Genomic DNA, 12,722 nt, shown 5'->3' with positions numbered 1-12,722 from the left:
AGGTCACGCCTCATGACCGCTGAAAAAACTCGCCACATGCTCGCCTTCAAGGCTCTGCACGCTGGACGGGTTCCATTGCGGTTTCTTGTCTTTATCAACGATCAGGGCACGCACGCCCTCGATCAGGTCGCCCCGTTCAAACCATTGTCGATCAAGGTGCAGCTCCAGATCGAAGCAGGTTTCGAGCGGCAGGTGACGGCCGCGGCGCAGTAACTCCAGCGTGACCGCCATCGCCAGCGGCGAACGGGTGTTCATCAGGTTAGCGGTATCGACGGCCCAGCGGTGGCTGTCGATGACGTTCACCTGCAGCAGCTGTTCGATAATGCTCGGGATATCCGGAAGCGCGAAAAAGTGATCGATGGCCGGGCGCAACTTCTCCAGCGGCGGCTCGGGCAATTGCTGCACCGCCAGTTTCGCCAGTACGCCTTGCAGATCTTTGAGTGGCGTGAGGCTCCATTTCAGCAGGTCAAGCTGGCGATCCAGTTCATCGAGCCGGGCGCTGTCGATGCACCAGTCGGCCAGGCCGCAGTACAGCGCATCCGCCGCCTGGATCTGTACGCCAGTCACACCCAGATAGATGCCCAGTTCGCCCGGCACGCGGGGCAGGAAATAACTGCCGCCGACGTCAGGGAAATAGCCGATGGCCACTTCCGGCATCGCCAGACGGCTGCGCTCGGTGACCACGCGCAGGTCAACGCCTTGCGCCAGTCCCATGCCGCCGCCCAGCACGAACCCGTCCATCAGCGCCATGACCGGTTTGCGGTAGTGATGAAGGGTGAGGTCCAGCGCGTATTCTTCGGCGAAGAAATCCAGATGTTCGGTGTGACCGCCTTTGAAGCTGTCGTATATCGAGCGAATGTCGCCACCGGCGCAAAACGCCTTGTCGCCAGCGCCGCGCAGGACCACGGCATAGACTTTCTCATCCCGCGCCCATGCTTCCAGCTGGTCTTGCAGCTGACGAACCATGTCCAGGTCGATAGCGTTCAAGCCCTGCGGGCGGTTGAGGGTGATGTGACCGATATGATTGCGTACTTCGGACAGAACGGTGTCGCAGGCCGGTTGGCCTGAAGACTGGGCCGATACTACCTGTGCCGTCATCGCTGACTCCCTGTTACTTTTTGTTTTGCTCATTCATCGACCGAAAACGGCCGTGATCCGTGAGGGTGCTCACGAATGCTAACAGCGCAATTTTGCAAATGACAATGAAGAATCCTGCAGCGCCGTTGTGCAGTAATGCATGGCAATTTGCCTGATTCGGCAGGGTGGATGCCGGCTGACTGAGGTTGGCAGCCATGACGCAAGCGGGGAAGGAGGCAGCGACGTCAGTGCAGCAAAGAAGTGACGACGCTGCGCAGGCTTTGCAGGGCCGACGAATGACGCTGCGCCTTGGCCAGCAACATCGCGCCCTGTAACGATGAAACGATGAACAGTGCCATGGCCTGGCAGTCGCGCTCGGCCGACGGATCGCCCGTTCTGACCGCCTGTGTCAGGCACGTCGCGATCAGGTCGGTGAGCGACTGATAGATGGCCACCAGCCGCAGGCGAATCGACTCGCTGTGTTCGCTGCTCTCGGCGGTGAAGTTGCCGTACAGGCAACCCTTGTTCATGCAGCCGTTATCCAGAATCGACTGGTGCGCATCGACGTAGGCGATGACGCGTTGCAGTGGCCCGAGCGCCGTGTTCAACAGCGTGCGGTCGAGCAGCCGTTGCGTCTGCTCGCAGTACAGGTCGAGGATCTCCAGGCCGAACGCTTCCTTGGACACGAAGTGATTGGTGAACGAGCCCTGCGGCACGCCTGCCGCCCGGACGATGTCACGCACGCTGGCGCCTGCGAATCCGCGTTCGTGAACGACCTTCAATCCTTCGGTCAATATTTTTTCCCGGTGCGAGGGCGTGTCCATGGCGAATGTCGATGTCCGTACCTGATGAAAAGACTGATTGTTGTGACATGGACGTTAGCAGGTTGCTCTTCGCAGCGTCGATTAGCGCCCTAAGCGTTGCCTGAGGGCGGAGTCAAAAGCGCCTGGTTTGACGAAAAAAAGGCGACCGGATGGTCGCCTTTTTGATCTTGATGGCCCGTTCTTCACGACCGACCGTGAACGGCGTGGATGGCACGCCATTCACCGGTCATGCCTGCAGGCTGAACAACGCTACCTCGGGCGCATCGCTCACCCAGTGCTCACTGACTGTCCAGCCCGCCCGTGCCGCGAGATCGGTAAAGGACTGCACGGTGAACTTGTGCGAGTTCTCCGTGTGCAAACGCTCACCGGCCGCGAAGCGGAAACTGTGCCCCGCCACGCTCACCACCTGTTCGTGACGGCTGACCAGATGCATTTCCATGCACGCCTGTTGCGCATTCCATACCGCCAGATGGTCAAACGCCTCGACGTTGAAGTCGGCGTCCAGTTCGCGATTGATCCGTGTCAGCAGATTCTTGTTGAAGCGCGCGGTCACGCCTTCGGCATCATCATAGGCCGCCACCAGCGTGTCGGCATCCTTGACCATGTCGACGCCAACGATGAAATGCGCGTTTTCGCCCAGCACGTCGTGGGCGGCGTGAAGGAAATCCACTGCCTGCTGATCGGTGAAGTTGCCGATCGTCGAGCCGGGGAAGAAACCGATGCGCGTGTGGCCGTCGGCTTCCTTGGGCAAGGTCAGGACCCGGGTGAAATCATCCACCTGCGGCGCGACGGTCAATGTCGGGTACTGCTGGCGAAGCGACTGCGCGGCTTTATTCAGCGCTGTGGCGCTGATGTCGATCGGTACGTAGACGGCGATGTGCGGAGCCGCATCCAGCACCAGTCGGGTCTTTTCGCTGGCGCCGCTGCCGAACTCCACCAGCGCCGCGCCTTCGGGAATCGTCGCGGCGATCTGGTCGGCAATACGCCTCAGCAGTCCGGTTTCGGCGCGAGTGGGGTAATACTCGGCGGTTTCACAGATGGCCTCGAACAAGTCGGAGCCCGCCGCATCGTAGAAGTATTTTGGCGACAGGCTTTTCGTCGGCGCCGACAGACCGGCCAGCACGTCGCGGGCGAACTCACTGTCGTGAGGATTGACCACGCCAGGTTGGCGGCTGTCCCGTGCCAGGCGCAGGCCTGCAACCATCCAGCGCTTGTCCGGTTGAAAAAAGTTGCGGTAGGTCAGTCGGCAATGGTTCGGCGAGGTCACGCTGGCGCCGCCACGCAGGACCATCTGGTTGATCATGAACTTGCCGTTGTATTCACCCACAGCGCCTGCGGAAGGTTTGAAGCCCGGGTATGCGCTGTAGGCGCTTTGTGTCCATTGCCAGGCGACGCTGTCCACTTGTTCCAGCAAGCCGGCGCGCGCGGCGGCTTCCCACTCAGCCTCGGTGGGCAGACGTGCATCGGCCCACGTCGCGAACGCCGCCGCTTCGTAATAGCTGATGTGAGTGACTGGGGCAGCCGGATCGATGTCTTCCAGCCCGCGCAGGCTCATGCGCTTCCAGCCGTTGTCGTCGTGGTACCAATACAGCGGCGCGTTCCAGCCGTTTTCCTGTATCAGCGTCCAGCCTTCGGACAGCCACAGCGCGGCCGTGTGATAACCGCCATCGGCAATGAAGCTCAGCCATTCGCCGTTGGTGACCAGGCGATCGCTGATTTCGAAAGACTGCAGATACGTGGTGTGGCGCGGACCTTCGTGATCGAAGGCGAAGCCGTTGCCGTCATGACCGATCTGCGTCAGGCCCGCGCTCAGCGGCTTGAACCGCCCGCGGCGACCGCCTGCGTCTTTCGGCCAGCGCGGGCTGTAGGTCGGCTTGAGCGAGGACAGGCTGAACAAGTGCAGGATGTCCATCAGCAGCAGTTCCTGATGCTGCTCTTCGTGGGCCAGCCCCAGCTCGATCAGGCTCGCCATGTCATCGGACACCTCAGTCATCAACAACGCTGCCATGTGCTCGTCGACATGTTTGCGGTACGCCAGCACCTGATCAACGCTGGGGCGTGTCATCAGGCCGCGCTGCGGACGCGGATGACGGGGGCCGACGGCCTCGTAATAGGAGTTGAAGAGGTAGCCGAAGGTCGGGTCGAACGGGGTGTAATCATCGACGTTCGGTGCCAGCAGGAAGGTCTCGAAAAACCAGGTGGTGTGCGCCATGTGCCACTTGGCCGGACTGGCGTCAGGCATCGACTGCACGACCATGTCTTCGGCGCTGAGCGGCTCGACCAGATGTTCGGTATGGTCGCGAACCGTTTGATAGCGCTGATACAGCGCGTGGGTAACAGGGGTGTCGCGTAGCTGGCGTGAATGGCGCGTCATCGGGCGTTCTCCGGAGTGTGCCGACGCCCGGTGGGCTGATTTCCATGCAGCCAGGCGGTACGGCTTTCCTGCGTTCTTCTCATGACCGGGCCGCAACAGCGCAGTTGCGGCCCGGATTCGTATAGCCAAGCGGTGGAGCGACAGGACGGGGACTGCATCGACATCGAATCAATGAACTTCGAGGGTCACTTTGTCGGGGTAAAACGCGACATGGCCTTCGATTTCCTTGACCGACGGATACGCCTGTTCGTAGGTCCAGACAGCGTTTTCAGCGACCTCGCCATTGGCGTTAAGGCTGAAGTAGCTGGCGTCGCCCTTGTAAGGGCAATGGGTTCGATGCTCGGATCGCGCGTAATGTTCAATCGAAATATCCGAACGCGGTATGTATATAACTGGAGGGTATGAAGCCTCTTTGAGTTCCAGCGCTTTGTCGCTCTGAGCCACGCGCGCGCCGTTGAATTGAACGGTGACGCGCCCCTTGACCGCAGCGATTGTGATGGGGTGATCAGGACCTGGGGTTTTCATGACGATGAATCCTTTTATTCACGGGGAGCGAGTCGACGTTCAGGCACCATACCTGTGGACAGATGGCCGAGGCGAACAGCCAGTGTAGTATTCGCACAACGCCGGGGGACCAGCGTATTACAAACGGGCCTTTAAATGTTAGGGCTCATATTATTGTGTTTGCGGGCGTCTGCACGGCGCTCGCGCCGCTCGGCTGACCAGCGGAGCTCGCGCAACGGACTGTGTTTCTTGGTTTTGACCTGCCGCCGCGACTCTTGAAAAGCCTGAACCTGAGGCGCCACTGACAGTCGCAACAAAGGCGCCGCGGTACACACACGGGGCCTTTTAACGTCAGAACTGGCCATGCCAGAGTGAATGAGTCAGTTTTCGGGGGCATACATGAACGACTTATCCAGCCTGCTCGAGGCGCTCGACGTCGCGCAGTGCGGGCAACAGGAAGCGGTGATCGCCACGGTGGTCAAGGTCGAGGGTTCGGCCTATCGCCGTCCGGGGGCGCGCATGGTCATCATGCCGATGGGCGAGGCCACCGGCACCGTCAGCGGCGGTTGCCTGGAAAGCGATGTCAGCAAAAAAGCCTGGTGGCTGACTGCGACCGGCAAGCCTTCGATGCGCAGCTACACCACCGGCGAAGACGACGATGAGCTCGAGGACGCCGAGCTGAGTTTCGGTCTCGGCTGCAACGGCACGGTGCACATCCTGTTCGAGCGCATCCACCCTCAGGCACCGAGTCTGGTGGTGGATGTCTTGCGTGCGGTCAAGGCCAGCGGACGCGACGCCGCGCTGGCGACCGTGATTGGCTCGGCCAGCGAGCGTCATGTGGCATTGGGTGAGCGAGTGGCCATTTCACCGTCCAGCGGTGTGCAGGTGCAGATGCGCGAGCGCTGGCTGGCAACGGCCATTGCCGAGGATCTGCAAACGGTGCTGGATGTCCGCCGCTCGGCAACGAGCACCTACGAAGGCCCGGACGGTCCGGTCGAAGTCCTGCTCGAATACATCGCCGCGCCTCGCCGTCTGGTGGTATTCGGCGCAGGCCATGACGCCATGCCGCTGGTGAGCATGGCCAGGGTGCAGGGCTGGCACATCACTGTGATCGATGCACGCAGTCACTTTGCCCGCCCGCAGCGTTTTCCCGATGCTGACGAGGTGTTGGCGTTGCCGCTGGAGCCCTTGCCGGCACTGGCGACGATGGTGCAAGACGCGGCGGTCGTGGTGATGACCCATAGCCTGACGCAGGACCGCCACTGGCTAGGACAGGTGTTGCAGCATGCACCGCGCTACATCGGGCAATTGGGCCCGCGCAGCCGCAGCGAGCGGCTGTTGGACGAGTTGCCGCCATCGCTGCGCGAGGCCGATGCGTTCGCCCGCCTGCATTATCCGGTCGGGCTGGATCTGGGCGGCGATGCGCCCCACAGCGTGGCGCTGTCGATCCTTTCCGAGGTCAATGCGGTGTTCAACGGCCGCGCCGGCGGCATGCTCAAACACCGTCAGGCCAGTATTCACGCCGTGGACGTGGCGCTCGACGCACAGGAACATCGCGTGAAGATGATCGGATAGTCCCGACGCGACACTCTCAGCCCGATGCGCCACGCTGCGTCGGGCTGTACACGCCTTTTTCAGGAACATGCCTGCAAGCACGGCCATGGGCAAAGTCTGACGAAGTGGCGCCCGCCACAAAGTCGCTAGAATCAATTGCGTTGGCCACGACCGTTTGAAGCCTGATGGGGCCCTAAGCGCGATGAGGTCCGTTGACGCTGCGTGAGCCGACCGTCTCGTGAGTAATATTGTTCTGCCCATGGTCTCAGCACGGAATCCACCAGGTCCGCTCGATGAACGACAAGTACACACCCCGCGACTGGGCGCCTCATGAGCGACCGACGATGCCCGGTTCTCCCTCCACGCCCCTGCATCCGGTGCCCAAGCGTTGGGCGTTTGCGATTGTCGGGGTCATCGTCGCGTTGACCGGCGGGCTCGGCAATGCGCTGGTAGTCGCCAACCTTCAGTACCTGCAGGGCGCGCTGGGCGCTACGCAGGCGGAAATTGCCTGGCTGCCCGCCGCGTACGTCATGACCAACGTTTCGATGAACCTGCTGCTGGTCAAATTCCGTCAGCAGTTTGGCTTGCGTGCCTTCACCGAAGTGTTCCTGGTGTTGTATGCCCTGGTCACGTTCGGTCATCTGTTCGTCAATGACATCGAATCGGCCATCGCCGTGCGCGCCGCTCACGGCATGGTGGGGGCGGCGCTCAGCTCGCTGGGCCTGTACTACATGATTCAGGCCTTTCCGCAGAAATGGCGGATGAAGGCGCTGGTACTCGGCCTTGGCACGGCGCAACTGGCAACGCCGCTGGCGCGCCTGATTTCGGAAGACTTGCTGCAGATCGCCGAGTGGCGTGGCTTGTACCTGTTCGAGCTGGGCATGTGTCTGCTTTCCCTGGGCTGCGTCCTGATCCTCAAGCTGCCGCCGGGCGATCGCTTCAAAGCGTTCGAAAAACTCGACTTCCTGACCTTCGCGTTACTCGCCTCAGGCTTCGCCGCGTTGTGCGCGGCGCTGTCGCTGGGGCGCATCGAATGGTGGCTGGAAGAGCCGTGGATCGGCATTGCGCTGGCGTCGTCGATCGTACTGATTCTTGCCGGGCTGGCAATCGAACATAACCGCACCCGCCCGCTGCTCATCACACGGTGGCTGGGCAGCGGACGAATGATCCGCTTCGCCATGGGCGTGTTGCTGACGCGCATTGTGCTGTCGGAGCAATCCACCGGCGCCGTCGGTTTTCTTCAGGGCATGAACCAGGGCACTGAGCAGTTGCACACCTTGTACCTTTTCATGCTGCTGGGCAGCGTCGCCGGGCTGTTGGTCAGCGCCATGACGATCAACCCGCAGCATCTGTTCAAGCCGCTGATCATCTCGCTGGCGCTGATGGCGATCGGTTCGACGATGGACAGTTTTTCCACCAGCCTGACCCGCGGCCCGCAGATGTATTTCAGTCAGTTTCTGCTGGCGTTCGGGGGGACGTTCTTTCTCGGCCCGACGCTGGTGCTGGGCATCAGCGGGGTGATCAGCAACCCGCGCAACATGGTCAGCTTCTCCGTGCTGTTCGGGATCACCCAGAACGTCGGCAGCCTGATCGGCTCGGCGTTGCTGGGCACTTTTCAGGTCTGGCGCGAGAAGTTTCACTCGGCGCACATCGTCGAGCACGTCACGCTCCTCGACGCGCAGGTCCAGTCGCGCCTGCAAAGCGCCAGCGGCGCGTACATCTCCGCCATTGCCGATCCGTCGGCACGCACTAATCAGGGCATTCGCTCGCTGGCCACGGCGGCCACGCGCGAGGCCAATACGCTGGCCTACAACGACGTCTTCATGCTCATTGCGCTGATCGCCGTGCTGACAGCGATCTGGATCACCAGCCGGGCAACCTGGCTGTGGATCACCACCGAGCCGGTCGCGCCTTTTACACCGGCGACGTCAGGCGCATCTTCCGTTCAACCTTCCGGTACTCCTTCTTCATGACTGAACCTGGCAATCCTTCTGGCAGCACTTCCGGCGCTTCGTCGGCGCCCAATCAGGCAGCGTCGGCAGGGCCGGCCCCGGCACCGGCGGTCATGCCGGCCACGACCCAGCCTCGGTCGGCGCGCATCAGGCTGGTGTCATCGATTCTGTTCGGCGGCGTTGCGCTGGCCGGCGTGCTGGTTGTGCTTTACGCCTGGCAGCTGCCGCCGTTCAGCAGCCCTATCGAAAGCACAGAAAATGCAATGGTGCGCGGTCAGACCACCCTCATCGGTCCGCAACTGAGCGGTTACGTCTACGAGGTGCCGGTTCAGGATTTTCAGTGGGTGAAGGAGGGCGACCTGCTGGTGCGGATCGACGACCGGATCTATCAGCAGCATCTGGACCAGGGCCTGGCGCAGCTGGGCATTCAGAAAGCTGCGCTGGACAATAACCTGCAGCAACGGCGCAGCGCCGAAGCGACCATCGTCCAGCGACAGGCCGCGGTCGCCAACGCGCTGGCGCAGAGCGAAAAGGCCGCGGCGGATCTGCGTCGCAGCTCGGCGCTGGTCACCGACGGTTCGGTGTCGAAAAGCGAACTGGACGTCACTCGCGCCGCCGACGCTCAGGCCCGAGCGGCGCTGGCGGAAGCGCGCGCGTCGCTGGAAATTTCCCGGCAAGACTTGCAGACCGTGATCGTCAATCGCGGCTCGCTGGAGGCGTCGGTGAAGAATGCCGAAGCGGCGATCGAGCTGGCGCGTATCGACCTCAGCAACACGCGGATCACGGCGCCGCGCGACGGTCAGTTGGGGCAGATTGGCGTGCGTCTGGGCGCGTACGTCAACTCCGGTGCGCAGTTGATGGCACTGGTGCCGCGTCCCCGCTGGATCATCGCCAACATGAAAGAAACCCAGATGGCGAATGTGCGCCTTGGTCAGCCAGTGAGCTTTACGGTCGATGCGCTCGAAAATCGCAAGATGCGAGGGCGGGTGCAACGAATCTCGCCTGCGGCAGGCTCCGAATTCAGCCTGTTGCCGGCCGACAACGCCACCGGCAACTTCGTCAAGATCGCCCAGCGCATTCCGGTGCGCATCACGATCGACAACGATCAGGAAGATGTCGATCGGTTGCGCCCGGGGATGTCGGTGGTGGTCAGCATTGACACCAGCCAGGACGGCCCGGTGCCGCCGGACCCGGTCGACGGCACGGTGGATTCGCCGCGCTGATCGTCCGGCACGGTCGGGCTAGACCATGCGTCGCACCGTGTTGTCTTTGCGCACGAAGTGGTGCCAGATCGCGGCGATCACGTGCAGGCCGATCACGTAGTAGAAGATCGTCCCCAGCAGCACGTGGTAGTGCTCCAGGTTTTCGGCGGTCTCTTTGGAGATGTCGAACGGCGCCGGGATCGCCAGCGAAGTGAGCGGGACCGGCAACGCGCCGCGCTCCAGCAGGACGGTAAAAAGCCCCAGCAAAGGCTGCGCGAACAGAAAGGCATAGAGCAGATAGTGCGACAGCGTCGCTGCCAGCCGCAGCGCACCTTCCAGAGGCGGGGTGATGCCCGGAGGTGTGTGGCGGTGGCGCTCGGCCACGCGGAAAAACGCCATGATCAGCACCACGATGCCCACCCAGAAATGCGTCTGCACGACGAACGTGCGCGGGTCGCTGCCGCGGGCAAACTGGCTGCGGCTGAGGATCAGGGCATAGGCCAGCACGATCAGGATCGCCATGACCCAATGAAACCAGCGGGCTTTATAACTGTAGCGTTCTAGGTTGGAAGGTGTACTCACGGTCAGGCCTCTCGTTTTGATTTTTCTGGTTCTGCTGTGCCGTTGATAACCCAATGCCATGGCGCTGTCGAGCCGGCGGGGCTCAGGAACGGCTGTGCGAACTGCCGCTGACACGAATTATTCAAAATATTACATGAGTTATATCCACCAACTAAGCAGGTAACATTCAGCGCCTACGGATAACTCAGTCCTTTGCGCATTTGTTCAATAATTTAATGAGCGCCCTAACTTTCACCCGTTTGAAGTTATCCGAAAAACTGCTGTTAATGCTTTAAAGGACCTTTATCGAGAGGACATTGAACCGTTAGGCAGACCGCGTTATTAATCATCGAAAATCCCTCGATTCGGATTTGACAGCGCATCCACGTGGATCCATCTTTATCCCCCGAAGGCTGGAAAGCACCAGTTTTCCAGTCCAAACGGGCTGGCAGTTTGCCTGCTGTCACGAGAGTCTTTGCTTAAGTTGTCTATTTCAAGAGGCGCTTTAACATGGAAGTTCCGGTATTCGTTCGCCCGCAGGAAAGTAGCTGCCCAAAACGCTTTGCGCGCAGGTTAGTTACCCCGCACGCGCCGCGCGTCTCTCAAACCCCTTACTCGCAGTCTCACTGTTTCTTTGCGCCCGGCCATTGGAAATGTCGGTACATACACCCGTTCGCCGGGAAACTTTGCATATGAAGAAAGTCGTTATCACGGGCGCCGGGAGTGGAATCGGCATGGCGACGTCGATTGCCTGCGTCAGTGCAGGTTTCTACGTAATCGCGGCCGACAACGACCGGTTGGGGCTCAAAGCGTTACAGGCGCAGCTGCCGATCCATCGGCTGGAAACCCATCTGGTCGACCTGTCCGGCACGCAGCTCAGCCAAGGGTTCATCAGCGATCTCTACGCCACCCACAAACACCGCGCCCTGCACGCGCTGGTCAACAACGTTGGCGCTCACGCTGGTCCGGGTCGTGCGGCGTACAGCGAGAGTGAGAACGCGGCGTTGCATAAGGTGAATTTCGCTTCGCTGATGAGTCTGTCGTCCGATTTCGCTCGACAGGAACCCGATGCCCCGCACACGCGGAGCATTGTCAATATCAACGCTGCGAGCGAGGGCACAGGCGAGGAGGCTTTTTACTATGCGACCGGTGCCCGGATGATCGACTTGACCCGTGCCAATGCATGGAGTTTCGGGCCCAGAGTGCGCGTCAATGCAGTGTCTTGGCTGCAGACCCCAGACCCCTCCGCTGGGAAGCAAAGCGCCGAAAACCGTCCCGCCGCACATCCGCAGAAGCGCGAGCACGAGCGACCGCGACTCGCTACCGCGTCATTCAGACCAGACGCCGTGGCCGATGCGGTCATGTTCTTGCTGTCTGAACATAGCCACCCACTGACGGGAAAAGTCATTGTCGCGGGCAACGCCACTCATCTTTTTTAGCGATCAGGAACCCGAGGCCCCTCGGATTTCAGGGAGAACACCATGCAACGCAAAAAACTGCTTATTGTTGGAGCGGGCAGGCTGTGCCTGCAGATCCTGCAGGTCCTGGCCCCCCGCAACCAGTTCGAATTTCATGTCGCGACCCGCGATCTGGAAAAGGCCACCCGGTTGTGCAATCTGGTCAGGCAGGCGGCGTTGCAGCTGAATGTGGTGGTTCAGATTCGCGGCTGGGCGATGGACCTGCGTGCCGCATGCATTGGCTGTAACGCCGAAACACTCTCAAAGATCAAGCCGGACATCATCCTGAACTGCGCCTCGCTTCAGTCGACATCCGAGCTGGCGGCGCTGGACAGGGAAAAATCCGACGCGCTTGATCGGGTCGGCTTCGGGCCCTGGCTGCCCTTGCACCTGGCCCCGGCCTACGCCTTGATGCGTGCGGTCAAACAATCCTGCCCCAAGGCACTGGTGGTCAATGCTGCATATCCGGACGCCGTCAACGCAGTACTTTACAAAGTCGGCATGGCCCCGGATGTCGGTATCGGCAACATCGCCAATCTGGTTCCCGCGACCCGTTGCGCCATCGCTCGTCTGTCTGGCTCCGATCCGGTGAACGTGTGCGTCAAGCTTGTGGGGCACCACTATTTCAGCCAGTACGTGCCTCGCTTCGGGCTGCCAGTCGAAGCGTCGGAGCCCGACTGCAGCCTGAGTTACTGGATAGACGGCCATGAATACACGGACGAATGGAGCGAGGAGTTGATCTTCGGCTGCGTGGCCGACGAATTTCGACGACTGGGCGGTGTGGACGCCCATTACTTGACAGCGATGTCGGCCGTCGCGGTTCTGGAGAACCTCTATTCGGACATCGAGGTGCGCGTCCATGCGCCAGGTCCGCACGGTTTGCCGGGCGGCTACCCGATCAAGGTCGGCATGGGCAAAGTGCTGCTGGATCTGCCGTTCGGGGTGCGCCGCGAGGCGGCCATTCAGGTTAACGAAGCCGGGCAGCGACAGGACGGCATCCAGTCGATTCTGGCCGATGGCACGGTGGTCTTCGGCGACAGGCAATGCGAGCTCATGCGCAAGGTGCTGAATTTTCGCATGACAGACATGAAGGTCAGTGATGCTGCCGAGTGGGCGCGAGAACTGGCTTGCAGGTTCCGCGCGTACGCCCAGGATACGCGGCAGCCTTCCACCCACATCGCGGTCGGCGGCTACCCGGCCTCTGCCCGGTGAGCTGT

General features: G+C 61.3%; 10 protein-coding genes. 5 read left to right on the top strand and 5 right to left on the bottom strand.

Annotated elements, in window-relative coordinates; all coding sequences use genetic code 11:
- Positions 1-3: 3 nt before the first annotated feature.
- From BMZ10_RS08905 to BMZ10_RS08885, 4 genes are all read right to left on the bottom strand, one after another.
- The gene (locus BMZ10_RS08905; RefSeq protein WP_093460325.1) at positions 4-1,098 is read right to left on the bottom strand and encodes an enoyl-CoA hydratase/isomerase family protein; all 1,095 of its coding nucleotides are present in this window, start codon (positions 1,096-1,098) and stop codon (positions 4-6) included.
- A 224-nt stretch (positions 1,099-1,322) separates the two neighbouring features.
- Positions 1,323-1,871 (bottom strand): TetR/AcrR family transcriptional regulator, encoded by a 549-nt coding sequence (locus tag BMZ10_RS08895; RefSeq protein WP_177182092.1) that lies wholly within the window; start codon positions 1,869-1,871, stop codon positions 1,323-1,325.
- Positions 1,872-2,127: 256 nt separating this feature from the next.
- A complete protein-coding gene (gene egtB, locus BMZ10_RS08890) occupies positions 2,128-4,275 on the bottom strand; it encodes an ergothioneine biosynthesis protein EgtB (protein WP_093460317.1) in 2,148 nt (715 codons plus the stop codon).
- 168 nt (positions 4,276-4,443) lie between these two features.
- Complete coding sequence (locus BMZ10_RS08885; protein WP_093460314.1) at positions 4,444-4,800, bottom strand: DUF427 domain-containing protein; 357 nt, start codon at positions 4,798-4,800, stop codon at positions 4,444-4,446.
- A 378-nt stretch (positions 4,801-5,178) separates the two neighbouring features.
- On the opposite strand from BMZ10_RS08885, the gene BMZ10_RS08880 reads away from it, so the two are divergent.
- From BMZ10_RS08880 to BMZ10_RS08870, 3 genes are all read left to right on the top strand, one after another.
- Positions 5,179-6,354, top strand: a complete 1,176-nt coding sequence (locus BMZ10_RS08880) for an XdhC family protein (protein WP_093460311.1) — start codon at positions 5,179-5,181, stop codon at positions 6,352-6,354.
- Positions 6,355-6,626: 272 nt separating this feature from the next.
- The gene (locus tag BMZ10_RS08875) at positions 6,627-8,306 is read left to right on the top strand and encodes an MFS transporter (protein ID WP_177182091.1); all 1,680 of its coding nucleotides are present in this window, start codon (positions 6,627-6,629) and stop codon (positions 8,304-8,306) included.
- Positions 8,307-8,398: 92 nt separating this feature from the next.
- Positions 8,399-9,508, top strand: coding sequence for an HlyD family secretion protein (locus tag BMZ10_RS08870; protein ID WP_371265963.1), 1,110 nt, complete (start codon positions 8,399-8,401; stop codon positions 9,506-9,508).
- Between the two features lie 18 nt (positions 9,509-9,526).
- Here the strand turns inward: BMZ10_RS08870 and BMZ10_RS08865 are convergent, their stop codons facing one another.
- On the bottom strand, positions 9,527-10,009 hold the full coding sequence (locus BMZ10_RS08865) for a cytochrome b (protein WP_371265962.1): 483 nt from the start codon (positions 10,007-10,009) through the stop codon (positions 9,527-9,529).
- 731 nt (positions 10,010-10,740) lie between these two features.
- Between BMZ10_RS08865 and BMZ10_RS08860 the strand changes: the two genes are divergently transcribed.
- On the top strand, positions 10,741-11,487 hold the full coding sequence (locus tag BMZ10_RS08860) for an SDR family oxidoreductase (protein WP_177182090.1): 747 nt from the start codon (positions 10,741-10,743) through the stop codon (positions 11,485-11,487).
- Between the two features lie 42 nt (positions 11,488-11,529).
- Positions 11,530-12,717, top strand: a complete 1,188-nt coding sequence (locus BMZ10_RS08855) for a hypothetical protein (protein ID WP_177182089.1) — start codon at positions 11,530-11,532, stop codon at positions 12,715-12,717.
- Positions 12,718-12,722 lie beyond the last annotated feature (5 nt).

This window comes from Pseudomonas sp. NFR16 (assembly GCF_900108875.1).
Classification (GTDB): domain Bacteria; phylum Pseudomonadota; class Gammaproteobacteria; order Pseudomonadales; family Pseudomonadaceae; genus Aquipseudomonas.
The sequence above is the reverse complement of the archived record's forward strand: the minus strand, read 5'-3'. Positions and strand labels throughout refer to the sequence as shown.